We start from the raw sequence: 22,229 nt of genomic DNA, 5'->3' as shown, positions 1-22,229 counted from the left end.
CAACGTGCCGCTTGAGGACGGCGGCCCGCCGGCCAATAGCCGGGACGGATCAAGGGACTTGGGCGGCCGCGGCACCGGCCCCCTCACGTCGCACGGCGCTCGTGGCAACGCGGGGGTCTGGCGGGCTGCCGGCGCCCACCGGCGGTCTCCATCGGTGGGCGCGGGCTTCGGCCCGCGCCCTAACCGGCCGGCCCGGTCGCGCCATGCGCGAGGTCCGTCGCACCCCGATTGCCCGTCCCGCCGTCCCGGCCTTTCCGCATCGCTCGATGGAGGGATGCATGCGTCTTGTCGTGGCAGCGGCGATACTGGCGACGGCAACGGGATGGGTGCCCCCGGGCCGCGCCCAGATTCCCGCGACGATCCCCGACCGGCCGCAGACCGGTGCCACCTATGATCCCTATGGCCGCTGGGAGCTCCGCGCGCCGGAGGATCGGCCCGTCGAGACCACGCGCCTGCTCCGAGTGGAGGACGGCACGCCCTTCTACGAAAAGGGCGACTATGATTCGCCCGCCGTCGAATCGCGGCTGCTGCCGATCATCAAGGGCAGCAACCTGCCCGCCGGGGCCGGCCCCAAGAGCCCCTATCTGCCCGGCACCAACCTGCGCTTCGCCTATCATTACCTCATCGACTTCTGGCGCGCGTGGCCGCAGGCGAAAGTGCGCGGCGCGGCGGGCGAATCCCGCACCGCGGCGGGAGCGGTGGCACCGCGGCTCTCCCGCGCGGCGGTGTTCGCGGACCCCGGCCTGCCCAAGGCCGCGGTCGACACGCTGCTCGCCCAGGCCGACGCGCTGTACCAGGCGGTGCTCAAGATGCCCGCGCTCCAGCGTGCCCAGGGCATGGCGCTGCGCGGCTCGGTGTGGATGACGCGCCGCAAGGACATTGCCGGCGTCGAGGTCTACAGCTTCCGCCTGGTGATCGGGGCACCTGCCCTGCATCTCGCCACCCCCGGGGCAAAGCAGGGCAGCGACGGCCGCTGGCACGTGCCGGAACAGGGGCACAATGCGGGCATCGCCATCACCTCCAACATTCCGCTGCGCGGCGGGCCGGCCTGGGGCCGCTACCACGGCACCCAGGTGGCGTTCCTGCCCGATTTCGCGGCACTGGTCGTCGCCGGGGACCGGCCGACCCATGTCTCGGAATTCCGTGGCGGCGGCGGCAGGCAAGTGGAGAACCCCCGCTTCTTCGATCCCGCCCGGCCGAAGACCGACATCCAGATCCTCACCGTCGAGCCCGGTGCCAGCAACCCGGCCGAGGCACGCCTGGCGCATCAGGGCTCGCTTTCGCCCGACACTATCTATGGCCGGCTGATCGCCGCCAGCTTCCTGCCGGACTGGCGCGCCCTGGTCGACCGGCTGAACAGCCCGGGAGCACCGCGCGCGCAATGAAGGTCCTCGCCCTTCCCGCCGCGCTGCTGCTCCTCGTCCAGGACGCGGGCCTCACCCCGGTGGCACCGCCGCAGGGGCTGCGCGAGCATCCCGTGCGCTCCCCGATCCCGCCCAATGCGGTGGCGCTGTCGGCGGGCGTCGCGCCGCCCCCCGGGTCGGTCGCGCTCGAGCCCAACATGCCGGGCCATCGCCGCTTCCGGCCGCCGCTCTTCCCCGATGCCGGCTGGGACAGCCCGATGGCGGGCACCACCAGGGACTATGCCGCCTATCTCGGCGTCTATTGGCGCACGCCCTATCTCGCCCCGGCATCGGCGATGGCCGCCTATCCCGGGCTCGAGGTTCCCGGCTGGACGGCGCCGGGCCCGTACAAGGCCGACATCGCCCGCAGCCAGTCCAGCCCGGACGAGGAAGCGCTGTTCGAGCGGCGCATGGCCTTCCTCGCCGAGCGGGTGATGGCCTCGGCGCCGTTCCGCGCCCCGCATGGCACCAGCATCGAGCCGGAGCTGCTGATCGAGGGCTATGGCACGGAATTCGGCCCGAAGGCCCGGCCGGTCATGCGCGGCGCGATCACCTTCCGGCTCAACGTGATCCAGCCCCATACCGGCGGCAACGAACGGATCGGATCGCGCATCCGCTCCCATCAGCCGGCAGTGTGGCTGAAGCTGTGGCTGAATCCCGGCTTCGCCAATTGCGAGCTGCCGCACGATCGGACGGCGCGCGGGGTGCGCTGCCTCCAGTCCAGGGCCCGGCTGGCCTGGCGCGGCGCCAGGCCGGGCGTGAAGCCGCTGGCGGCCGGGCTGCTCGGGCTCGACCCGGCGATCTATGCGGGCAGCGCGGCGGCGGCGGACCTGCGGATGCTCAAGATGGAATATGGCGGCGGCACGGCGATGAGCAGCGAGCTCAGCCGCGGCCGGCTGCACCCGCACGACCCGCTGGGCCGGGCGATCGGCGCCTGCCTGGCGATCGACTGGCCGGCCCTGCTCGACCAGGCGGCGGCGATCGGGTAGCGCGCGCCGCAACCCCGGCCATCAACCGTCCGCGAAGGCGCCGCAATTGGGCTGCAATCCGCGCCAAGCCTGCGCCCGTGCGCCGGGACACCGATCCTCCGGGCCGGCGGCGGGAGAGGAGAGCATGGCCATGCTGGGCACGCCCATGGCGGGATCGCGCGTCAGGCTGGCGCCGTTCGGAGACGCGCATGTCGAGCCGCTGCGCGCGGCCTGTGCGGAGGATCCGGAGATCTGGGAAATCTATCCGGTCGGCATGGCCGGCGCGCATTTCGACCCGTCGCTGCGCCTCCTGCGCACGATGCCGGGCTGGACGATGTTCGCGGTGCTGGACCGCCAGGCGACGGAGCCCGGCGGCGCGGAGAGGCTGGTCGGCATGACCAGCTATATCCCGGTGCCGGGCGCGGACGAAGCGATCGAGATCGGCGCGACCTATATCGCCCCGGGCGTGCGCGGCGGGCCGTTCAACGCCGAGATGAAGCAGCTGATGATCGCGCGCGCCTTCGCGCGGGGCTATGCCGCGATCCAGTTCCGCATCGACACCCGCAACGCCCGCTCCCGCCGCGCCGTCGAGAAGCTCGGCGCGGAACTGGTCGAGGTGCGCGGGGCCGACCTCACCACCTGGACGGGCCATGTGCGCGATACCGCGGTGTATCGGCTGGCGCGCGGGGACTGGGCGGCTTGAGCGGGGTCATGCGCCATCGGCAAGCGCCGCATCCGCGCGGTCGCCGGACGGATCGGCCAGGATGCCCGCGGCCTTGCGTTCCGAATATCGGTCGACCAGCCGGTCCGCATGCGGGCGCATCAGGACGGTGATCCGCGCCAGCTCCTCCATCACGTCCACGATCCGGTCGTAATAGCGCGACGGCTTCATGCGCCCGGCATCGTCGAACTCCCGATAGGCCATGGCGACCGACGACTGGTTGGGGATGGTGAACATCCGCATCCAGCGGCCCAGCAGGCGAAGCGTGTTGACCGCGTTGAACGACTGCGAGCCGCCGGATACCTGCATCACCGCGAGCGTGCGCCCCTGGGTCGGGCGCCTGCCCTTCATCTCCAGCGGCAGATGATCGATCTGCGCCTTCATGATCCCGCTGATCTGGCCGTGCCGCTCGGGGCTGCACCAGACCTGCCCCTCCGACCATAGCGACAGAGCGCGCAGCTCGTGCACGGCCGGATGATCGTCCCCGGCGACCTGATCGGGCAGCGGCAGGTCGGACGGGTCGAAGATCCGGGTCTCCGCGCCGAAGAAGCGGAGCAGGCGCGCGGCTTCCTCGATCGCGAGCCGGGAGAAGGAGCGCTCGCGCAGCGACCCGTAGAGCAGCAGGATGCGGGGCGGCGGCTCGGCGGCGCCAAGGCCCAGCGCGGGCCGCGCGGGCGCGAAGGCCCGGTCCAGAGCCGGAAGATGATCGGGTTCCGGCAATGCCCGGATACGGTTCATGAGCGTTCCTCGCGTCGATCGGGGAAGAAAACGCCGCCCGCCAGCCAGGCAGCGACCGCCCCTGCCAGCTGGGCGGCGACGAAGCCGGGCACGCCGGCCGGCGCGATGCCCGCGAAGCTGTTGCTGAACGACCGGGCGATGGTGATCGCGGGATTCGCGAAGCCGGTGGAGGAGGTGAACCAATAGGCAGCGGCGATGTAGAGCGCGACGCCGGCCGGGACGCTGCCGGGCCGCAGCCGCGCGGTCCCCAGGATCGTCAGGACCAGCCCGAAGGTCGCCACCGCCTCGCCGGCCAGCTGGCCGGGGCCGCCGCGCATCCTTTCGGACAGTTGCAGGATCGGCAGGTCGAACATCAGGTGTGCGATCCAGGCGCCGAGGACGCAGCCGGCCAGCTGCGCCGCGGCATAGGCGATCGCCGCATCGGTCCGGACCCGGCCGCGCAGGCGCAGGACGAGAGTCACGGCGGGATTGAGATGCGCGCCGGAAACCGGCGCCAGCATCGTGACGAGGACGAACAGCATCGCCGCCGTCGCCAGCGTGTTGCCGAGCAGCGCGATGGCGGCATTCCCGCCCGCCAGACGCTCGGCCATGATGCCGGAGCCGATCACGGTCGCGGACAGCATGAAGCTGCCCAGCGCTTCGGCGGCGATCGCGCGGCGGTTCACGCGGGAGGAAGGCGGTTGCCGGCCGCGTCGACGACCTGCTCGCCATCCTCCTTGGCGAAGGCGCCGCGTTGCGGCCCGGGCAGGATGTCGAGGACCGTCTCGGACGGGCGGCACAGCCGCACCCCCAGCGGCGTGACGACCAGCGGCCGGTTGATGAGGATCGGGTGCGCCATCATCGCGTCGATCAGCGCCGCGTCCGCCAGCCCCGCATCGCCAAGGCCGAGCTCGGCAAAGGGCGTGCCCTTCTCGCGCAGGAGCTGGCGCGGCGTGATCCCGGCGCGCGCGATCAGCTGGACCAGCATGGCGCGCGACGGCGGCGTCTTGAGATATTCGATGACGTGCGGCTCCAGGCCGGCGTTGCGGATCATCGCGAGCGTGTTGCGCGAAGTGCCGCAATCGGGATTGTGGTACAGGATGATGTCGGTCACGGCCGGCCCCTCAGCAGCAGGTCAGTTCGGCGAGCAGCGGCTCGCACAATTCGGCGCTGCCCTGGCAGCAATCCTTGGCGAGGAAGAGCATCAGGCCGCGCAGCGCAGCGATGCTGACGCGCTGGATCTGCTGGCGCCCGCGCTTCTCGGGCACGACCAGGCCGGCTTTGACGAGGACCGCGAGGTGCGTGGAGAACGTGCTCTGCGTGAGGCCGCTCGCCGCCACCAGCTCCCCGGTCGACAGCCCCCCGGGCTCGTGCCGGACCAGCAGCCGGAAGGTGGACAGGCGCGTGGGGTGCGCAAGCGCCGCCAGCATCGAGAGAGCCGCTTCGGTTTCCATTCCATCGGCTTTATTCGATGCAAAGAAAGCCTGTCAATAACGCATCGTTATTTTCCGATGAAACTCCCTCCAGGCGCGCTGCGAGAGCGGCGGCACCCGGCGCCGGCCCGTCCTGAATGGTTGCCCCTCGCGCGCAAGTCGGCCATCAATTGCGCCAAGGGCAATCGGGGGCCGGCGCACCGCAGATATCCCGACCTGGTGCCGCGAGCCCCTGCTCCCATGCGGGCAGGGACCCGGCATGGGGCGAGCGGTTCGGCCGAAGACCGAGTGATCCCGCGCGGATGCAAAGGGGGAAGATCGTGATTGGGGGCATGAAGCACGCGCTATTCCTGGCGATCGGAGCCGTAGCGCTCCTGCTGGGCGTGGGTCGACCGGCGCAGGCCGCAACCGTGAACGCCGCGTCGGTGGCGCCGACGTTCATCGGCAACGTCGTCGCCGGCAAGGCCTATCGCGTGACGGCGAGCGGCCGCGCCGATCTGTGCACCGGCTGCAATGGCGGCCAGGGTCTCAACTTCACGCCGGACGGCAGGCCGACCAGCGCCTTCGCGCCGCCCTATGCCGCCTTCTATCCCAACGGCCTGGACTATGATCCGTCGAGCGGCCCGACCGCCTATGGCATCGGCGGCCCGCAGCGGCTCTATGGCGCCCTGCTGGGGACGTTCACGGCATCTCCCCAGGGCCATGGCGATTATTTCGTGCTGGGCGCGGCCCATATGTTCGTGGCAGGCGCGTCGGGCGCGCTCTATGCGAAGATCAACGACTGCTGCTTCGGCGACAATGCCGGCGGATATGCCGTCACCCTGACGGAAGTCGCCAGCGTCGGCACGACTTCGCCTGCGCCCATATTCGTGGGCAATGTCGTCGCCGGCAAGACCTATCGCGTCACCGCCGGCGGCATCGCGAACCTCTGCACCGGCTGCAATGGCGGCCAGGGGCTGACCTTCACGCCGATCGGCAAGCCGACCGCGAGCTTCGCCGCGCCCTATGCCGCCTTCTATCCCGACGGCCTGGACTATGATCCGTCGAGCGGCCCGACCGCCTATGGCATCGGCGGCCCGCAGCGGCTCTATGGCGCCCTGCTGGGGACGTTCACGGCATCTCCCCAGGGCCATGGCGACTATTTCGTCATGGGGGACAGCTATGTCTTCACGGCGGCGACGTCCGGCGCCCTCTATGCCAACATCAACGATTGCTGCTTCGGCGACAATGCGGGCGGATATGCGGTTGCCCTCACGCAGCTCTCCGAGATGACCAGCTACAGCTACGACGCGTTGGGGCGCCTGGTCGGCGTTGCCCATTCCGGGGGGAGCAATGACGGCGTCGCCGCCACCTATGCGCTGGACAAGGCGGGCAATCGCACCAACGTGACCGTCAGCGGCGCGCCGCAATAGCCGGTCACCGTGCTTTCGGGCGGCACGGCCGAGATCCACATGCCCCGCCCCGCCCTTCCCACGGGCGGGCGGCACCCGCGATCTTCGCATCCGCAGCACGCCGACGTGCCCGCGCGACCCCATGCCGGAGCCGGAGCCTGCGCCCGCGCCCCGTCGGCCCGAAACGCGCCTGCCCCCTCCGGCTCCCGATATGATATGCCCGCCAGCCTGATCCAAAGGGAACCGGGCCGATGGAAGAGCTGCTCGCGCAATATGGTGTCGTCGCGCTGTTGATCGGGGCGCTGCTGCAGGGCGAGATGGCAGTCGCCACCGGCGGGGTGCTCGCGCATCAGGGCATGATGTCATTGCCCGCGGTGGTGCTGATCGGAGCGGCCATGTCCTTCGCCTCGGCGCAGGTCTTCTTCCTGATGGGCCGCTATCTTTCGCATGTCCGCTTCGTTCGCCAGGCCATGGCCCGCCCCGGCTTCGCCCGCAGCGAAGCGATGATCGCCCATCACCCGCAAAGCCTCGCCTTCGCGCTCCATTTCATGTTCGGCATGCGGATGATCGGCCCCACGGCGCTGGGCATGACCGGTATTTCGGTGATCCGCTATACTTGGCTCAGCGCCCTCGCCTCGCTGCTGTGGAGCCTGATCTTCACGCTGGTCGGCTATGCCCTTGGCCACAGCCTCCACGCCGTCTTCGGCCAGTTGCGCGTGATCGAGCATATCGCGGTCGCCGCCGGGATCGGCCTGCTGCTCGCCCGGCTCGCGCTGCGCCACCTCCCGCATCATGCGATCGTGCGCCGGGTTTCGCCGCCGGTTTCCGTGCCGGACCATTGAGAAGTTCGATCAGAGTCATTCGAACGCTCGCGCATTGCGGGAAACCCTCCCCTTCCCCCCGCCCCTCCCGCGTGCTAGCGGCACCCGCGAATCTTCGCATTCGCAGCACTCCGGTGCGCCCGCGCGGCCCTATATTGAGCCACGTCCCCCGAGCGCCCGGGACCGGACAGACAGGGAAAGGAACCCGCGCCCCATGACCGCCATCGGCAACGATACTCTCGGCACCCGCGACACGCTCAGCGTCGGCACCGCCAGCTACGATTATTTCTCGCTGCCCAAGGCCGCGAAGAAGCTCGGCGACATCAGCCGCCTGCCCTTCTCGATGAAGGTGCTGCTCGAGAACATGCTCCGCTTCGAGGACGGCACCACCGTCACGCGCGAAGACGCCCAGGCGATCGTCGACTGGCAGAAGGACGCGCGCTCGAACCGCGAGATCCAGTACCGCCCGGCCCGCGTGCTGATGCAGGACTTCACCGGCGTGCCCTGCGTGGTCGACCTGGCGGCGATGCGCGACGCGATCACCAGGCTGGGCGGCGACGCGCAGAAGATCAACCCGCAGGTTCCCGTCCACCTCGTCATCGATCACTCGGTGATGGTCGACGAGTTCGGCACGCCCAAGGCGTTCGAGGACAATGTCGCGCTCGAATATGAGCGCAACGCCGAGCGCTACGAGTTCCTCAAATGGGGTTCCAAGGCGCTGAACAACTTCTCGGTCGTTCCCCCGGGCACCGGCATCTGCCACCAGGTGAACCTCGAATATATCTCGCAGTCGATCTGGTCGTCCAAGACCGGTGACGGCGCGAACATCGCCTATCCCGACACCCTTGTCGGCACCGACAGCCACACCACCATGGTCAACGGCCTCGGCGTGCTCGGCTGGGGCGTGGGCGGCATCGAGGCCGAGGCGGCGATGCTCGGCCAGCCGGTGTCGATGCTCATCCCCGAAGTGGTCGGCTTCAAGCTGACCGGCGCGCTGGGCGAGGGCATCACTGCGACCGACCTGGTGCTCACCGTCACCCAGATGCTGCGTGCCAAGGGCGTGGTCGGCCGCTTCGTCGAGTTCTACGGCCCGGGCCTGCACGCGATGACGCTGGCGGACCGCGCGACGATCGCCAACATGGCGCCCGAATATGGCGCGACCTGCGGCTTCTTCCCGATCGACGACAAGACGCTCGATTACATGCGCCTCACCGGCCGCCCGGACGAGACGGTCGCGCTGGTCGAGGCCTATGCCAAGGCGCAGGGCATGTGGCACGACGTGAACGGCCCCGAGCCGATCTTCACCGACACGCTGGAGCTCGACATGAGCAGCGTGCGCCCGTCGCTCGCCGGGCCGAAGCGCCCGCAGGACCGGGTCAGCCTCGACAGCGTCGATGAAGTGTTCAACGGCGACCTGACCAAGGTGTACAAGAAGGATCACGCCGCGCGCGTGCCGGTCGAGGGCAAGGACCATGACATCGGCGACGGCGACGTGGTGATCGCGGCGATCACCTCGTGCACCAACACCTCGAACCCGTCGGTGCTGATCGCGGCCGGCCTGGTCGCCCGCAAGGCGCGCGAGAAGGGCCTGACCCGCAAGCCCTGGGTGAAGACCAGCCTCGCGCCGGGCTCGCAGGTGGTGACCGACTATCTCAACAAGACCGGCCTGACCGAGGATCTCGACGCGATCGGGTTCAACCTGGTCGGCTATGGCTGCACCACCTGCATCGGCAATTCGGGCCCGCTCGCCCAGCCGATCTCGGACGCGATCAACGGCAACGACATCGTCGCCGCCTCGGTCCTGTCGGGCAACCGCAACTTCGAGGGCCGCGTCTCGCCGGACGTGCGGGCGAACTTCCTCGCCTCGCCGCCGCTGGTGGTGGCCTATGCCCTCAAGGGCACGGTGACCGAGGACATGTACGAGACGCCGATCGGCGAAGGCACCGATGGCCCGGTGTTCCTCAAGGACATCTGGCCCTCGAACGAGGAGGTCCAGGGCCTCATCGCCGCCAATATCGACGATGCGATGTTCCGCTCGCGCTACGCCAATGTCTATGCCGGCGACGATCACTGGCGGAAGATCAGCGTCGAGGGCTCGGACACCTATGGCTGGCGCGCCGGCTCGACCTATATCCACAACCCGCCCTATTTCGAGGGCATGACCATGACCCCGGCGCCGGTCACCGATATCGTCGAGGCCAAGCCGCTCGCCATCCTGGGCGACTCGATCACCACCGACCACATCTCGCCGGCCGGCTCGATCAAGGCCGATAGCCCCGCAGGCACCTTCCTGCAGGAGCATCAGGTCGCGAAGAAGGACTTCAACAGCTATGGCGCGCGCCGCGGCAATGACGAGGTCATGGTGCGCGGCACCTTCGCGAACATCCGCATCAAGAACGAGATGGTCCCGGGCATCGAGGGCGGCATGACCCGCTTTGGCGGCCAGGTGATGCCGATCTACGACGCTGCGATGCGCCACAAGGCCGCCGGCACCCCGCTCGTGATCGTCGCGGGCAAGGAATATGGCACCGGCTCCTCACGCGACTGGGCGGCGAAGGGCACCAACCTGCTCGGCGTGCGCGCGGTGATCACCGAGAGCTTCGAGCGCATCCACCGCTCGAACCTGGTCGGCATGGGCATCCTGCCGCTCCAGTTCGCCGAGGGCGTGACTCGCGAGACGCTGAAGCTCACGGGCAGCGACACCTTCACCATCCGGAACGTCGCGGGCCTGCGCCCGCGCCAGGATGTCGAGGTCGAGCTCACCCGCGAGGACGGCTCTAAGGAAACCTTCCTCACGCGTTGCCGCATCGATACCGTCAACGAGCTGGAATATTTCCTCAACGGCGGCATCCTCCAGTACGTGCTGCGCAAGCTCGCCGCCTGATCGGCGCGACCGGAAAGCATCGAGGGAGGGCGGCGACGCCCTCCCTTTTTTCATGCCCGGACCGGCGGCTCGGGTCGCGCCGCGCCCGCCGGACGGCCCGGAAACGGCAGCGGCACGATGCCCCCATTTCGGATGTGTTGCATTTCAGAAACACACAATGAAGAAACAGAGCAGCAATAATCTTGGGTGCTTTACACAGATCAGACACTCTCTAATCCTCCCGCAACTTCGCCAACAGGCCCCAGGGGTGGGGGCGGCGAGGGTTCGGGGGATTCCACCGGCTGCCATTGGGGCAGGACCAGGGAGAGTGAGGATAATAATGAACAAGTCTCAGATCGCACGCCTGCGCACGGGAGCGGCCTTGTCCGCCTTTGTGCTGGCGGGCTCGCTTTTCGCCGCGCCCGCATTGGCGCAGGACGCGCCGGCCAGCGCCGGAACCACCGCCCCGCAGCAGGATGCGCCGGCCAACGACGGCGACATCGTCGTTACCGGCACCATCTTCCGCCAGTCGGATACCCACACCGCATTGCCGGTGACGGTGATCACCGCCGAGAACCTGCAGCGCGCCGGCATCACCAATGTGACCGACGCGATCCGCTCGGCTTCCGCCGACGGCGCCGGCTCGATCGGTAACGGCTTCACCAGCGGCTTCTCGGCCGGCGGCGCCGCCGTGTCGCTGCGCAACCTCGGCGTTTCGTCCACCCTGGTGCTGATCGACGGCCTGCGCTCGACCAACTTCCCGCTGAGCGACGACGGCCACAATTCCTATGTCGACCTCAACAGCATCCCGATGGTCAACGTCCAGCAGGTGCAGGTCCTCAAGGACGGCGCCTCGTCGCTGTACGGCGCGGACGCGATCGGCGGCGTGGTCAACATCCTCACCCGCAAGCACATGAAGGGCCTCGAGGCCGGTGTCGAAGGCGGCGCGACCGAGAAGGGCGACGGCGCGAAGTATCGCGCGAAGCTCCTCTTCGGCTTCGGCGACTATGACACGCAGGGCTTCAACGTCTATGTCGGCGGCGACTATGAATATGGCGGCCGCATCTCGGCAGCCTCGCGTGGTTTCCCCTTCGACACGCTCGACCTTCGCTCGATCGGCGGCAACGACAACAACCGCGCCGACGATACGCTGGGCACGCCGACGACCGATGCGGTCGTCACGCGCACGACCCAGACCGATCTCAACAACCCGCTCGCGGGTTCGGTGACGAACGCCACTTCGCCGGCACTCTTCACTTCGCTGACGCCGCTCGCGAATTGCGCCTACGGGACCTATTCGGAGAACGGCACGCGCGTGGGTACCGCCTGCCGGCATGACCTCACCCGGGAATATGCCCAGATCACGCCGCTGCAGGAGCGCTACGACGCCGTCGCGCGCGCCAGCTTCCGCCTCGGCGACAATGTCGAGGGCTATCTCGCGGGCAGCTATGCGCATAGCCGCGTCAACATCATCTCGCCGCCGCGCGCGGTCCGTCAGAACCAGGCATTCGGTGGATCCCCGTCGACGTCGACGACCAATCCGGGCATCGTGCTGCCGGTCTATATCTGCTCGTCGGGCGTCAACTGCGCGACCGCCGCGGATCGCCAGCTGAACCCGAACAACCCCTATGCCGCCGCCTACGCCAACAATCCGGCCGCCGGCGCCGCGCGCCTCTACTATCTGTTCGGCGACATCCCCGCGGGCAGCAACCGCGTCAACGAAGTGTACCGGATCACCGGCGGCCTGCACGGCAATTTCGGTGACAGCTGGAACTGGAATGTCGAGGCGGGTTACTCGCGCGCCGATCTGAACCTCACCCAATATGGCTGGGCCAATCTCAACGGCCTGGTCAAGGCGATCAACACCGGCGCGTACAATTTCGTCAATCCGAGCCTCAACACCGCGGCGGTCCGCAACATGGTGGCTCCGCCGATCACCACCCGCTCGAATTCGAGCGAGCTGACGGTGGACGCGTCGATCAGCCGCACGCTCTTCACGCTCCCGGGCGGCGATGTGCGGATGGCCGTCGGCGGCCAGTATCGCAAGGAGAAGCTGACCAACAACAGCGCCAACCCGAACCTGGACATTCCCGGTCTCTCGACCGCGCAGGCCTATGGTGACCGCTCGGTGTGGGCCGGCTATTTCGAAGTCGACGTGCCCGTGCTGGATTCGCTCAACATCGATCTGTCCGGCCGCTACGATCACTATTCGACCGGCGAGGGCCGCTTCTCGCCCAAGGCGACAGCAAAGTTCCAGCCGATCAAGCAGCTCGCGATCCGCGGCACCTATTCGGAGGGCTTCCGCGCACCGACCTTCGCGGAATCCAATCCGCGCAGCTCCTATTCGGGCTTTGTCGGCTATACGCCGACCGGGGCATTCCTCACTGCGCACGCGACCAACGCGGCGTACACCGCACCGTACAGCCTGGGCCGCGGCTATGTCGGCAACCCCGATATCAAGCCGGAGACCTCGCGCAGCTTCACTCTGGGCACGATCTTCGAGCCGACGCCCTGGCTGAGCTTCACGGCCGACTATTTCAACGTGAAGAAGTCGAACCTGATCGTCACCGGCCCGCTGTCGTCGGACGCGATCAACGCCTATTACTCGGTTGCGGGCCAGACCTTCGCATCCGCCGCGGCTGCCGCCGCTGCGGGCTGCGCCAAGGTCGCGGCGATCGGTGCCGGCTATTCGTGCAACGTGGTCGACGGGGCCGATCCCTTCGCGCCGAACGCGCTGCCGCGTTTGCTCGTGGTCAACGCGCCTTATGTGAACACGGCCTATATGGTCATCGCCGGGCTCGAGTTCACGGCCGATGCGCGCATCAAGTTCACCGAGAACTTCCGTTGGGAGAGCCGGGTCGATGTGCAGGAGACGCTGAAGTACGATCTCCATCCCGGGAACGGCGGCGCGGTGCAGCGTTATGCCGGCACCGTGGGTCCGGAGAGTCTGTCGTCGGGCGGCGGCACGCCGCGCTGGCGCGGCAACTGGCAGAACACGTTCACCTACGACCAGTTCTCGCTCAGCACGACGACCTATTTCGTCGGCGCAATGAAGGGCGTCGCGGCTGACCAGGCGAGCTCGGACAAGGGCGACATTTCGTGCTCCACCGCCGCCATCTACAAGCCGCTCACCGGCAATGCGGACTTCTGCCACATCAAGAGCTTCGTCTATACGGACGTGAATCTGACGGTGAAGGTCAACGACCAGTTCAGCTTCTTCGGCCTGGTCGGCAACGTCACGAACGCGCGCGCGCCGCTGTTCGCGAACACCGCCTATCCGAGCCAGGTGAACACGCTGACCTCGTGGCACTCGGCCGGCCTGATCGGCCGCACCTTCCGGGCAGGCGCGAACTTCAAGTTCTAAACCGCCGGCACGCAAAAAATTGGGGCGGTACCTTCGGGTACCGCCCCTTTTTTATGTCCTGTCCAGGCGAGCGCGTCGCCCCGGGGAGAATGGCCTTGCTCAGCCGGCCGCCGGAATGGCGAGCAGTTCGATCTTGAACAGCAGCGTGGCGCCGCCGGGGATCGGCCCCTTGCCCTTGAAGCCATAACCAAGGTCGGCCGGGATCGCGACTTCGAACGTGTCGCCCACGCCCATCAGCGGCACCGCGACCTGCCAGCCCTTGATCAGCATGCCGAGCGGAAAGGTCGCCGGCGCGCCGCGGTCATAGGAGCTGTCGAACTGGGTGCCGTCGATGAAGGTGCCGGCATAATGGAGCGTCACCGTGTCGGCCACGCTCGGGTGCTTGCCCGTGCCGTCGCCCTTCACGCGGCGCCAGCGCAGCCCCTCCGGCGTGCTGTGCCAGCCGTCCGCGCCATTGAGCTTGGCCAGCGCGAGCATCTGCTGGCTCTGCCAGGCCATGTCCTGCGAGCGATCGGGTGCGGGCGCCTCCTGGGCGCCGAGCAGGGCAAGGGCAGCGAGAAACGACATGCGATTTCCTTAGTTGGAGAGGGCGCGGCCGGCGACCGCATCGAGCTTGCGCAGCAGGTGCGGATCGCGCGCATTCGGCGCGGTGATCAGCGCATAGTCGAGACAGGTATCGATCGGCGAGGCCGGCCGCTCCTGGGGCAGGTTCTTCAGCAGGTGCATCACCAGCTTGCGCGCCTTGTCGGCATTGGTGCCGAGCTGGGCGATCACCGTGGCGACGTCGACCGCCTCCTCGCCCTCGCGCCAGCAATCATAGTCGGTGACCATGCCGACCAGCGCATAGGGCAGCTCGGCCTCGCGGCAGAGCTTGGCCTCGGGCATGCCGGTCATGCCGATGATGTGGCAGCCCCAGCCGCGATAGAGATTGCTCTCGGCACGAGTCGAGAATTGCGGACCTTCCATCGCCAGATAGGTGCCGCCGGCATGAGTGACGGCGCCCGCCGCCCGCGCAGCGTCCGCGGCGAGCGCGGAGAGGCGCGGGCACACCGGATCGGCCATCGAGACATGCGCGACCATGCCCGCACCGAAGAAGCTCGAGGGCCGGCCCTTGGTCCGGTCGATGAACTGGTCGGCGATGGTGAAGGTGCCCGGTGCCCGCTCCTCGGCCAGGCTGCCGACCGAGGAGATGGCGAGCACATCGGTCACGCCCAGCCGCTTCAGCACGTCGATATTGGCGCGGACGTTCAGGTCCGACGGCGCGATGCGGTGCCCGCGGCCGTGGCGCGGCAGGAACACCACGCGGACATGCCCCACCCGGCCGACGAAGCAATCGTCCGAAGGCTTGCCCCAGGGGCTCTCGGTCGAGATCCATTCGCCGCCCTCGATGCCTTCGACATCGTAGAGCCCCGATCCGCCGATGATCCCGATCGTCCAGCCGCCCATCATCTACCCCTTTGCTGCATTGCGGCGTGCATAGGCGAAGTAGACGACCAAACCCAAGAGGTTCCAGGCGCCGAACCAGATCTGCGTCTTCGAAGGCAGGTTGGCGAACAGATAGAGGCAGCCGAAGATCGCCCCCAGGCCGACCAGCCAGGCCGCGGGCGTGCGGAACGGGCGCGGCGCATCCGGCGCCCGGCGGCGCATGACGAGCAGGCAGAGGCCGACGGCGGCAAAGGCAGTGAGCGTGCCCGCATTGGCCAGCGCGGCGATCTCGTCGATCGGCAGGAAGGCGGCGAACAGGCTCACCACACAGGCGGTGAAGATGGTGATGCGCACCGGCGAGCCGCGCCGCGAGACCTTGGCGAGGCTCTTCGGCAGCATCCCGTCGCGCGCCATCACGAAGAAGATGCGGCTCTGGCCGAACAGGAAACCGAGGATGACGGTGGGGAGCGCGATGATGGCGCTCAGCGCAAGGAACTTGGCGACGCCCGGCTGGCCGATCTCGCGCAGGATCAGCGCCAGCGGTTCGGGACTGTCGGCGAAGCGGGTATAGGAAAGCGCGCCCACGGCGGCGACGGCGACGATCATGTAGATCGCGACACAGGCCACCATCGAGCCGACGATGCCGATGGCAAGGTCGCGCCCCGGATTCTTGGCCTCCTCCGCCGCGGTGGAGATCGCATCGAAGCCGTAAAAGGCGAAGAAGATGATCGCAGCCGCGGCCATCACGCCGCGCTCGACTCCGCCTTCGCTGACATGCTTGGCGAAGCCGAAGGGCGCGAAGGGTTCGAAATTGGCGGCATTGAAATAGGGAAGCGCCACCGCGACGAACACTGCGAGCGCGACCAACTTGACCACCACCAGGAACGCGTTGAGCGTCGCGCTTTCGCGCGTGCCGAGGATGAGGAGGCCCGACACCAGCCAGACGACGAACAGGGCCGGTACGTTCACGCCCCAATGCGCGACCTGCCAGCCGGCCATCTGCGGGCCATGGGTGAGTTCCGCCGGCACGCCCAATCCGGTCAGGAAGGGTGTCGCATAGCCCGACCAGCCGACCGCAACGGTCGCGACCACCAGCGTATATTCGGCGAGCAGGCTCCACCCCACCACCCAGGCGACGATCTCGCCGAGCGAGGCATAGCTATAGGTATAGGCGCTGCCCGAGGCAGGGATCATCGTCGCCATCTCGGCATAGGCCAGCGCGGCGCAGGCGCAGATCGCGCCCGCGACGACGAAGGAGAGGATCACCGCCGGCCCGGCGCGGTCCGCGCCGACGCCGATCAGGGTGAGGATGCCGGTTCCCACGATCGCCCCCACGCCAAGCGCGACGAGATGCGGCCAGGAAAGCGTGCGTGCGAGCCGATGCTCGGGCGCGCGGTCTTCCTCCGCGACGATCTGCTTCAACCGGAACAGGCTGGCCATGCTACTCCCCTATCTCTTTGGAGATGAGGTGTAGCGCGGCGCGACGCGCGCGCAACTTTGTTTCCTACTCCCTCTCCCCTATCCTCTCTCCAAAGGGCAGGGCCCTTATCCCCCTGAGACAAGGGGTGCCCAATAACCGTCATCCCCGCGAAGGCGGGGATCCATTCCGGCTCGCGGAGGCGATGGAGCCGGAACTGCGGCGTCAATGGAGGATGACGGAGGGGTACTTGTCCCAGCGGGATAGGTGCCAAAGGAGAGAGGGAGCGGCGCGTTCAGCCCTGCGTCAGCCGGGGAACGCGATCCTTCCCTCTCCGAACCCGCCTGGGAGATCCCTCATGCTGCTCGCCGCCGCCGCGCTCGTCTTCGCCGTCCCCCAGGACCCGCCCGCCAATCCGCAGATCGACTATGCCGCCTTCGCCACGCTCACGCGCGACGTGCGCACGCTGCGGGCCGGGCGCCTCCTGCCCTTTGCGCGCTTTCAGGCAAAGGCGGGGGAGAAGGGCGCGCTGGTGCTCGATGCCCGCTCGAAGGATGCCTTTGCGCGCGGCCATATCGCGGGCGCGGTCAACCTGCCGCTCACCGATTTCACCGCGGAATCGCTGGCGGCGGCGATCGGCCCGAACCGGGATCGCCCGATCCTGATCTACTGCAACAACAATTTCTCGAACCATCGCGCGCCGGTGCCGCTCAAGGCGGCGCCGCTCGCGCTCAACATCCAGACCTTCATCAATCTCGTCGGCTATGGCTATGCGAATGTCTGGGAGCTCGCCGACGTCGTGAACTTCGACGATCCGAAGGTCGGCTGGGTCGCTTCGCCGGCCTGACGGGTCAGGGCTGGCGCGGCCGCGGCACGAGCTGATCGACGAGCAGCCGCCAGCCGGCGGCCTCGTGATGCCAGACACGGACATAGTGACCGACGAGCACGCGGCCGCCCTCCTCGACCCGGCCATAGCTATAGGCAAGGTCGCCCGCGGCGGAGCGCCCGCCGCCGAGATGCCTGCCGGCGCCTTTCGGCCCGCGCGCGGCCAGCGCGACGCCCGCTTCGCCGATCGCCGGCGGCGCGCCCGCGCGCAGCACGCGCCCGTCGGCGGCCAGGAACCCGGCCAGCGCCGAGACATCGGCATCGAGACGCCGCTCGACCTCGGCAAGGTCCCCCTTCCCCGCCGGCCCCGCGGCATTGCCCAGCCGCACGACCTGCAGGGGCATCGCGACCGCGCCGGCGCCGAGGGGCGGGTTGCCCGAATCGATCAGCCACCGCCAATCGCCGCCGGCGCGCCGGCGCCAGATGGTGAAGAACTGGCCGTGCGACACCCGGTCGCCGCGCCGCATGACATAGGGCCCGGTGGTGAAGCCCAGGTCCCCCGAACGGGCGATGCCTGCGGCCTCGGGCTGCCATTCCAGCCGGGCGCCTGGCGCGTCCGTCTGCTTGGCGAGCTCGGGCGCCGCCGGGTGCGGAGCCGGCGAAATCAGCAGTGCGTCGGGCGAAACATGCGCGCGGAAGGCCGGAGTGATTCCCAGTGTCGCGGCGTCGGCCGCGAAGCGCCGCTCCGCCGCGACGAGCGTCTCGAAATCGTCACCCGCCGGCCCGTTGGCCAGGGCGAGCGGCACGACGGCGGCAAGCACCCAAATCCTGAGCTTCGGCATGATCGGGCTCCAGAACGTTTTCCCTCGCGTCATCCCGAGCGGATGGACCGGCGCGCTGCCGCATGATCCTCCTTCGCGACGAGGCGCGCCGCACTTGCGGCAAGGCCGGGGCCGATCGGCGTTCGGGCGCGCTCCGGCTCCCCTACCCGTCGCGCCGACCGGGCCTAGAGCTTGAGCACGGCCTCGACATTGGCCTGGTAATTGGGGCCCACCTGCAGCACCGCGCCATCCGACAGCACGACGCGCAAGGCCCCCTTGCCCGGGCGCTCGACGCCCACCACCGCGCCGATCCGGACGATGTGCGAGCGATGGATGCGCAGCATCAGCGCGGGGTCGAGCCGCTGCTCGATATCGTTCATGCGCGCGCGCAATATATGGCTCTTGAGCGAGGTGTTGAGCAGCACATAGTCGCGCGCCGCCTCGATCCAGTCGATCATCGAGACCGGCACGAGCACGGCGCCCTGGCGCCCAGGCACCCATATGCCCTGGTCATAGGGTGATTCCGCCGCCGGTGCCGGCACGGCGCGTGCATCGCCACGCAGCGCCGCCAGCGTCGCGCCCAGCTCGGCCACCCGCCCCTCGGCCTCGCGCAGGGCGCGCCGGCGCCGGGCCCGCTCGACGCCCAGGCGCAGGCGATCGAACGCCACCGGCTTCAGCAGATAGTCCGCCGCCTCCACTTCGAAGGCATCGGTGGCGAAACGGTCGAACGCAGTGACGAAGATCACCTCCGGCCGGCATTCCTCGGGGCGCAGCGCGCGCGCGATCTCCATCCCGCTACGGCCGGGCATCTGGATGTCGAGGATGATCAGATCGGGCGCCAGCGCCCGGATCTTCTCCACCGCCTCGACGCCGTCGCTCGCCGTGCCCGCCACCTCGACATCCTCGATCGCGTCGAAGCCCACTTTCAGGCGGTCCAGCGCCAAGGGCTCGTCGTCGACCAACAGCACCCGCATCATTCCGCAGCCTCCGCTCTATGCGCGCGGTGCAGCGGCAGCGTCATCAACGCGACGAAGCCGCGCTCCCGCGCGGTGGCGACCAGGCCGCCCTCAATGCCGTAAAAGGCCTCGAGCCGCCGGCGCACATTTGCCAGCCCAAGCCCGGTGCCGCTTCGGGGGGCACCGCCGAACGCCTGCCCCCCATCGTCCTCCACGCACAGGCGCAGCGTATTCTCCTCCGAAGCAGTGGCACGCACCACGATCCGGACGGGGCGGCGCGAAGGCGCCACCGCATATTTCACTGCATTCTCGATCAGCGGCTGGAGGATGAAGCTGGGCACCAGCGCGTCCAGCAGCTCGACGGGACAGACGAACTCCGCATCCAGCCGATCGCGGAAGCGCACCGCCTCGATCTCCAGATAGGACTGGAGCATCGCGAACTCCTCGTCGAGCGTGACCTCACGCTGCGGATCGGCCTCGAGGCTGGCGCGCAGGAAGTCGGACAGCTTGCCGATCATCCCCTCGGCCTCGTCGTTGCGGCGCGTGACGATCAGCGAGGAGACGGCGTTCAAGGTGTTGAACAGGAAATGCGGATTGAGCTGGAAGCGCAGGGCGGCGAGTTGGGCCTGCTGGGCCGCGCTCTGGGCCGCGGCGAGCTGGCGCTCGCGCTCCTGGGCGATCATGCTGCTGAATACGAGCCCCAGGCCCGCGGCGTAGAGGCCATAGACGAGGATGAACGGCATCAGGCCGAACACGAACTGCCGCCAGAGCGGCGCGACCTTGAGCCCGATGGCGGCGCGCGCGTCGTTGATGAAGATCGCGTCCAGCCAACCATGCGCCAGGGCAAGCGCCACGGTGAAGGCCGCGGCGGAGAGGAGCGGCGGCCGCAAGTCCCAGCGCTCGACCCGCAGCAATATCGCGGCGATCAGGCCGGAGAAGACGAGGCCGACGGCGAAGGTCTTGGCAAGTAGCAATAGCAGGCCGAACGACATGGGATCGCCCACGGCCAGTCCGGGCATCGTCCAGAGCACGATCGCCACAGACCACAGGGCCAGCGCCAACAGCGTGGCCGCGCGTACTTCGCGCTTGCGCAGCAGTCCCGTCATGTCCTTCAGCCCCATCCACGTCTCATATCACGATGCGGAAGAGCGGGCGCCCGGTTTTGTCGACGCCATGTCCTGATTGGTCGCAAAGCCTTGCCGCGCCTAACGGGCGCAGCGCGTCAGCTTCGTCACCTCCTCATTGTTGTTCATCGCAGCCCCCTGCTTGACCTCGTAGAGCTGCGGCCAGCGCTTGCCGGTAACGAAGACACGTTTCGTCGCGCCGTCATAGGCTATGCCATTGGGCACGTCGTCGACATCGCGGTTCCGCGGGCCGAGCGCGCTGACGTCGAGGAAGCTCTTCACCTGGCCGCTGGCAGGGTCGATGCGCGCGATCAGGTTGGTCTGCCAGATATTCGCCCAGATCTCGCCGTCCACCCATTCCAGCTCGTTGAGCTTCTCCACCGGGCAGCCATTGGCCGTCACCTTCAGCGTCGATACCGGCTGCATCGTCCCGGGATCGAGGAAGCGCAGCACCGGCGTGCCGTCCGACAGGATGATGTTCTTGCCGTTCTGAGTCATTCCCCAGCCTTCTCCCGTGTAGGTGAAGGTGTCGCCGAGCGCGAAGTCCTTGAGATTGTACGTGAAGCCGGTCTTGTCCTGCCAAGTGACCTGATAGAGCTTGTCGCCGAACGCGATGATGCCCTCGCCGAAATAGGGGGCGGGCAGCTCGACCTGCTGGAGCACCTTGCCGCTCGCGGGATCGACCTTGCGGACATAGGAGCTGCCCACCTCGCCGGTGCCTTCGTAAAGCGCGCCGTCCTGGAAGAAGAGCCCCTCGGTGAAGGCGGTCGGATCATGCGGATGCGTGGCGGCGACCGCCACGGCATAGACCGGAATCCCGCTCGAGCGCAGGAAGAGAAACCAGGCGCCGGCCGCGATCACGGCCAGGGCGACGACTGCGAGGAGAATGCGCTTCATCGGACGGGAGAAAGCAGTGCGCGCGCATTGCTGTCAACGGCGAAGCGGGGAAGAGGGTTCGGGAGGCCGGGACTGCGGTTGTGGAGGATTGGGCGCGAGGTGGGGGATCTGCAGCGGGCAGTAAAAAACCCCGCGAAGTCGTTTGACTTGCGGGGTTGTGATTATGGCATCGTTGGTTGTGGGAGCGGGATCCGAGCCTGCGAGCTCAGCGCCGCGAGCAGTATCCTGGGCCGTTAACCGAGCCCAATCGCCTCGTTGACGATGAACTCGTGCATTTCCGGGTCCTCGGATGGCAGGGCCTCTCGCACCGAGGAGAATGGCAGGCGCTCGAACGCTCGGCACCAAAATGCCAGTGCCTTCTGATCCTTTCGGAAAACGCAGATCAGCCAGGGCTCGTCCGAGGCCAGCACCGTCTGGCGGAGCACCTCGGACGCGATACCCCTGCCGCGGTACCTTGGCAGTACGTACAGATCGGCAAACTCCAGGATCGAGCGGCCGCGAAGGTGCTGACGACCGACCAGCAAGAGGCCCGCGAGCTGGCCCTTGTGACGAATCAGATACGCCCAGTCGAAGGAATCGGGATTTCCCAGTCGCATCAGGAAATCGGACAATGACGTAAAGCGCCCCGTTTCATCGAGATCGCACCCGGACCATATGGACGATTCCAGTTCGTAGAACTGCCAGATCCGGTCCAGCAGCGGCGCATCCGCAAGCGAGACGCGGGCGAGGTCGACAGGGGAAGTCATCCAATGTCCTTGAGCTTGACCAGCACGACAGAAGCGCCGGTTGATTGATCACGCCCGTCCTTCTGAGACAGTCGGAACGAGGAACGGAGGAAGCCCTTTCCTGCGGGCGGCGAGGGCATCATCCGTCTGGTCGTGCATCATGTCGTTGCCGAGGTGCATGCCGGTGCCCTGCGCTTCGCCTAGCAGCGCGCGTGCGAATGGAATGGCGCTGAATGATTCCGGTCTGGGATCGGCCCGGAAAAGCGACCGGCGATTCCGCGAGCTTCCGCGCGGGAGTATCCGCCGGATTGGTTCCGATATGCTTCCGGTGCGGTCTGTCCCAGAAACGCAAAACCCC

Annotated in this window: 20 protein-coding genes; 8 read left to right on the top strand and 12 right to left on the bottom strand. The window is 68.1% G+C overall.

Annotated elements, in window-relative coordinates:
• Positions 1-278 precede the first annotated feature (278 nt).
• From ACIQCS_RS20815 to ACIQCS_RS20805, 3 genes are all read left to right on the top strand, one after another.
• Positions 279-1,385, top strand: coding sequence for a hypothetical protein (locus ACIQCS_RS20815; protein WP_345848587.1), 1,107 nt, complete (start codon positions 279-281; stop codon positions 1,383-1,385).
• Positions 1,382-2,392 (top strand): hypothetical protein, encoded by a 1,011-nt coding sequence (locus tag ACIQCS_RS20810; protein ID WP_345848589.1) that lies wholly within the window; start codon positions 1,382-1,384, stop codon positions 2,390-2,392. Before ACIQCS_RS20815 ends, ACIQCS_RS20810 begins: the two co-directional genes overlap by 4 nt.
• A gap of 124 nt (positions 2,393-2,516) precedes the next feature.
• Positions 2,517-3,074 carry a GNAT family N-acetyltransferase gene (locus ACIQCS_RS20805; RefSeq protein ID WP_345848591.1) on the top strand — a complete coding sequence of 186 codons (558 nt, stop codon included), beginning with the start codon at positions 2,517-2,519 and terminating at the stop codon, positions 3,072-3,074.
• 6 nt (positions 3,075-3,080) lie between these two features.
• Here the strand turns inward: ACIQCS_RS20805 and arsH are convergent, their stop codons facing one another.
• From arsH to ACIQCS_RS20785, 4 genes are read right to left on the bottom strand one after another with little or no spacing between them, the layout of a single operon-like run.
• A complete protein-coding gene (gene arsH, locus ACIQCS_RS20800; protein WP_345848593.1) occupies positions 3,081-3,830 on the bottom strand; it encodes an arsenical resistance protein ArsH in 750 nt (249 codons plus the stop codon).
• Positions 3,827-4,495 carry an aquaporin gene (locus tag ACIQCS_RS20795; RefSeq protein ID WP_345848594.1) on the bottom strand — a complete coding sequence of 223 codons (669 nt, stop codon included), beginning with the start codon at positions 4,493-4,495 and terminating at the stop codon, positions 3,827-3,829. The genes arsH and ACIQCS_RS20795 overlap by 4 nt, the downstream gene beginning before the upstream one ends.
• Positions 4,492-4,923 carry an arsenate reductase (glutaredoxin) gene (gene arsC / locus ACIQCS_RS20790; RefSeq protein WP_345848595.1) on the bottom strand — a complete coding sequence of 144 codons (432 nt, stop codon included), beginning with the start codon at positions 4,921-4,923 and terminating at the stop codon, positions 4,492-4,494. Before arsC ends, ACIQCS_RS20795 begins: the two co-directional genes overlap by 4 nt.
• 10 nt (positions 4,924-4,933) lie before the next feature.
• Complete coding sequence (locus ACIQCS_RS20785; RefSeq protein WP_345848596.1) at positions 4,934-5,263, bottom strand: metalloregulator ArsR/SmtB family transcription factor; 330 nt, start codon at positions 5,261-5,263, stop codon at positions 4,934-4,936.
• A gap of 311 nt (positions 5,264-5,574) precedes the next feature.
• On the opposite strand from ACIQCS_RS20785, the gene ACIQCS_RS20780 reads away from it, so the two are divergent.
• The 4 genes from ACIQCS_RS20780 (at position 5,575) to ACIQCS_RS20765 (ending at position 13,681) form a co-directional block, all read left to right on the top strand.
• Positions 5,575-6,654, top strand: a complete 1,080-nt coding sequence (locus tag ACIQCS_RS20780; RefSeq protein WP_345848597.1) for a hypothetical protein — start codon at positions 5,575-5,577, stop codon at positions 6,652-6,654.
• Between the two features lie 230 nt (positions 6,655-6,884).
• A complete protein-coding gene (locus ACIQCS_RS20775) occupies positions 6,885-7,475 on the top strand; it encodes a DedA family protein (RefSeq protein WP_345848600.1) in 591 nt (196 codons plus the stop codon).
• A 193-nt stretch (positions 7,476-7,668) separates the two neighbouring features.
• Positions 7,669-10,338, top strand: coding sequence for an aconitate hydratase AcnA (acnA, locus tag ACIQCS_RS20770; protein ID WP_345848602.1), 2,670 nt, complete (start codon positions 7,669-7,671; stop codon positions 10,336-10,338).
• 319 nt (positions 10,339-10,657) lie between these two features.
• Positions 10,658-13,681 carry a TonB-dependent receptor domain-containing protein gene (locus tag ACIQCS_RS20765; protein ID WP_345848603.1) on the top strand — a complete coding sequence of 1,008 codons (3,024 nt, stop codon included), beginning with the start codon at positions 10,658-10,660 and terminating at the stop codon, positions 13,679-13,681.
• A 99-nt stretch (positions 13,682-13,780) separates the two neighbouring features.
• Here ACIQCS_RS20765 and ACIQCS_RS20760 read toward each other — a convergent pair whose 3' ends face one another.
• Genes ACIQCS_RS20760 through ACIQCS_RS20750 form a run of 3 tightly spaced genes read right to left on the bottom strand, consistent with a single transcriptional unit; the run spans position 13,781 to position 16,546 of the window.
• Complete coding sequence (locus ACIQCS_RS20760) at positions 13,781-14,248, bottom strand: FKBP-type peptidyl-prolyl cis-trans isomerase (RefSeq protein ID WP_345848605.1); 468 nt, start codon at positions 14,246-14,248, stop codon at positions 13,781-13,783.
• A gap of 9 nt (positions 14,249-14,257) precedes the next feature.
• Positions 14,258-15,127 carry an S-methyl-5'-thioadenosine phosphorylase gene (gene mtnP / locus ACIQCS_RS20755; RefSeq protein WP_345848606.1) on the bottom strand — a complete coding sequence of 290 codons (870 nt, stop codon included), beginning with the start codon at positions 15,125-15,127 and terminating at the stop codon, positions 14,258-14,260.
• Between the two features lie 3 nt (positions 15,128-15,130).
• Entirely contained in the window at positions 15,131-16,546 is a 1,416-nt protein-coding gene (locus ACIQCS_RS20750) for an amino acid permease (protein ID WP_345848608.1), read from the bottom strand.
• A gap of 335 nt (positions 16,547-16,881) precedes the next feature.
• On the opposite strand from ACIQCS_RS20750, the gene ACIQCS_RS20745 reads away from it, so the two are divergent.
• Entirely contained in the window at positions 16,882-17,370 is a 489-nt protein-coding gene (locus ACIQCS_RS20745) for a rhodanese-like domain-containing protein (RefSeq protein WP_345848610.1), read from the top strand.
• A 4-nt stretch (positions 17,371-17,374) separates the two neighbouring features.
• Here ACIQCS_RS20745 and ACIQCS_RS20740 read toward each other — a convergent pair whose 3' ends face one another.
• The 5 genes from ACIQCS_RS20740 to ACIQCS_RS20720 form a co-directional block, all read right to left on the bottom strand.
• Positions 17,375-18,190, bottom strand: a complete 816-nt coding sequence (locus tag ACIQCS_RS20740) for a hypothetical protein (protein ID WP_345848613.1) — start codon at positions 18,188-18,190, stop codon at positions 17,375-17,377.
• Positions 18,191-18,354: 164 nt separating this feature from the next.
• A complete protein-coding gene (locus ACIQCS_RS20735) occupies positions 18,355-19,143 on the bottom strand; it encodes a LytTR family DNA-binding domain-containing protein (RefSeq protein ID WP_345848615.1) in 789 nt (262 codons plus the stop codon).
• Positions 19,143-20,246: a histidine kinase gene (locus ACIQCS_RS20730; RefSeq protein ID WP_345848617.1), complete on the bottom strand. Its 1,104-nt coding sequence runs from the start codon at positions 20,244-20,246 to the stop codon at positions 19,143-19,145. The genes ACIQCS_RS20735 and ACIQCS_RS20730 overlap by 1 nt, the downstream gene beginning before the upstream one ends.
• Positions 20,247-20,330: 84 nt before the next feature.
• A complete protein-coding gene (locus ACIQCS_RS20725) occupies positions 20,331-21,146 on the bottom strand; it encodes a glutaminyl-peptide cyclotransferase (RefSeq protein WP_345848619.1) in 816 nt (271 codons plus the stop codon).
• Between the two features lie 233 nt (positions 21,147-21,379).
• Positions 21,380-21,892, bottom strand: a complete 513-nt coding sequence (locus ACIQCS_RS20720) for a GNAT family N-acetyltransferase (RefSeq protein WP_345848621.1) — start codon at positions 21,890-21,892, stop codon at positions 21,380-21,382.
• Positions 21,893-22,229: the final 337 nt, after the last annotated feature.

This window comes from Sphingomonas sp. NPDC092440, from assembly GCF_044754985.1.
In the GTDB taxonomy this organism is placed as follows: domain Bacteria; phylum Pseudomonadota; class Alphaproteobacteria; order Sphingomonadales; family Sphingomonadaceae; genus Sphingomonas.
The sequence above is the reverse complement of the archived record's forward strand: the minus strand, read 5'-3'. Positions and strand labels throughout refer to the sequence as shown.

Bases quoted from the DNA above. Each gene is read 5' to 3' on its own strand.
- ACIQCS_RS20725 (WP_345848619.1), bottom strand. From the start codon at position 21,146: ATGAAGCGCATTCTCCTCGCAGTCGTCGCCCTGGCCGTGATCGCGGCC.
- ACIQCS_RS20735 (WP_345848615.1), bottom strand. From the start codon at position 19,143: ATGCGGGTGCTGTTGGTCGACGACGAGCCCTTGGCGCTGGACCGCCTG.
- ACIQCS_RS20780 (WP_345848597.1), top strand. From the start codon at position 5,575: ATGAAGCACGCGCTATTCCTGGCGATCGGAGCCGTAGCGCTCCTGCTG.
- ACIQCS_RS20785 (WP_345848596.1), bottom strand. From the start codon at position 5,263: ATGGAAACCGAAGCGGCTCTCTCGATGCTGGCGGCGCTTGCGCACCCC.
- ACIQCS_RS20775 (WP_345848600.1), top strand. From the start codon at position 6,885: ATGGAAGAGCTGCTCGCGCAATATGGTGTCGTCGCGCTGTTGATCGGG.
- ACIQCS_RS20720 (WP_345848621.1), bottom strand. From the start codon at position 21,892: ATGACTTCCCCTGTCGACCTCGCCCGCGTCTCGCTTGCGGATGCGCCG.
- ACIQCS_RS20765 (WP_345848603.1), top strand. From the start codon at position 10,658: ATGAACAAGTCTCAGATCGCACGCCTGCGCACGGGAGCGGCCTTGTCC.
- ACIQCS_RS20745 (WP_345848610.1), top strand. From the start codon at position 16,882: ATGCTGCTCGCCGCCGCCGCGCTCGTCTTCGCCGTCCCCCAGGACCCG.
- ACIQCS_RS20740 (WP_345848613.1), bottom strand. From the start codon at position 18,190: ATGCCGAAGCTCAGGATTTGGGTGCTTGCCGCCGTCGTGCCGCTCGCC.
- ACIQCS_RS20760 (WP_345848605.1), bottom strand. From the start codon at position 14,248: ATGTCGTTTCTCGCTGCCCTTGCCCTGCTCGGCGCCCAGGAGGCGCCC.
- mtnP (WP_345848606.1), bottom strand. From the start codon at position 15,127: ATGGGCGGCTGGACGATCGGGATCATCGGCGGATCGGGGCTCTACGAT.
- ACIQCS_RS20750 (WP_345848608.1), bottom strand. From the start codon at position 16,546: ATGGCCAGCCTGTTCCGGTTGAAGCAGATCGTCGCGGAGGAAGACCGC.
- ACIQCS_RS20730 (WP_345848617.1), bottom strand. From the start codon at position 20,246: ATGGGGCTGAAGGACATGACGGGACTGCTGCGCAAGCGCGAAGTACGC.
- ACIQCS_RS20810 (WP_345848589.1), top strand. From the start codon at position 1,382: ATGAAGGTCCTCGCCCTTCCCGCCGCGCTGCTGCTCCTCGTCCAGGAC.
- arsH (WP_345848593.1), bottom strand. From the start codon at position 3,830: ATGAACCGTATCCGGGCATTGCCGGAACCCGATCATCTTCCGGCTCTG.
- ACIQCS_RS20805 (WP_345848591.1), top strand. From the start codon at position 2,517: ATGGCCATGCTGGGCACGCCCATGGCGGGATCGCGCGTCAGGCTGGCG.
- ACIQCS_RS20815 (WP_345848587.1), top strand. From the start codon at position 279: ATGCGTCTTGTCGTGGCAGCGGCGATACTGGCGACGGCAACGGGATGG.
- acnA (WP_345848602.1), top strand. From the start codon at position 7,669: ATGACCGCCATCGGCAACGATACTCTCGGCACCCGCGACACGCTCAGC.